The sequence below is a fragment of the Kitasatospora sp. NPDC056531 genome (assembly GCF_042794375.1).
GTDB lineage: Bacteria > Actinomycetota > Actinomycetes > Streptomycetales > Streptomycetaceae > Kitasatospora.
The window spans coordinates 1-1029 of the sequence record NZ_JBHTTU010000397.1; the positions used below are offsets into that span (position 1 = coordinate 1).

The 1029-nt window shown below is 76.6% G+C and carries 1 protein-coding gene; it reads right to left on the bottom strand.

Translation table 11 applies throughout. The features are described 5' to 3' along the window. On the bottom strand, positions 1–1029 hold a 1029-nt coding region (locus ACFQ87_RS46740), incomplete at both ends, for a condensation domain-containing protein (protein ID WP_380617132.1).

A 1029-nucleotide genomic window follows, 5' to 3' on the forward strand; every position in this document is an offset into this window, starting at 1 on the left:
GGTCACCGGCAGCCGGACGCCTCGGCGCACCACCTGCAGCGGGCGGGGGACGCCCTCCCACCGCACGGAGGTGCGCAGCGCGGGCGTGCGGTCGGCGACCCGCTGCCAGGCGAGGGCGAACGCGTGCGGGTCGCCCACGCCCTCCAACAGCAGGGCGGCCTGGTCCACGTAGACGTCGTCCGGGCCGCCGACCAGGCGGTGGAAGAGCATGCCCTCCTGGAGCGGCGTGAGCGGCAGCAGGTCCTCGACGTCCCGCCCGTCGCCGACGATCCGGTCCACGGCGGCCTGGTCGAGGCCGGCCAGCGGGAAGTCGGAAGGGGTGCGGCCGCCCGCGTCGGGGCGGGCGCAGTGCTCGACGACGGCGGTCAGCGCGTCGGCGGTGGCCCGGGCCAGGGCCCGGACGGTGGCCTTCTCGTGTGCCCGCTCGCTGTAGTGCCAGGTGAGTTCCAGCTCGCCGTCGGCGACCACGGCGGAGACGTCGAGCAGGTGGTCCAGCGGCTCGTGCGGGGCGAGGTCCCGGCCCGGGGTCTCGCCGGCGGGGGCGAAGTCGCCGGCCGCCGGGGCGGTCCACTGCCCGTGGTAGTTGAAGCAGACCTGCGGCAGCGGGACGTCCCGCAGGGCGCGGGCGGCCGGGTCGGGTGAGCCCAGGCGGGCGAGGGCCTCGTAGCCCAGGCCGCGGCGGGGTACGGCCCGCAGCCGCTCCTTGACCTGCTTGAGCGTGGCGGCCCAGTCCGGAGCGTCGGCCGGGCCGACCGGGGTGAGGGTGACGGGGTACTGGGTGGTGAACCAGCCGACGGTCCGGGAGAGGTCCAGCCCGTCGAACAGTTCCTCCCGGCCGTGGCCCTCCAGGGCGACGGTGACCTCCCCGGTGCCGGTCCAGTCGGCGAGGGCCCGGCCCAGTGCGCTGAGCAGTACGTCGTTGACCTGGGTCCGGTAGACCTCGGGGACCTTCCGCAGCAGCGCCTCGGTGGTGGCACGGTCCAGCCGGGTGCGCAGGGTGCGCACGGAGCCGGCCGACGGGGTGCCTCC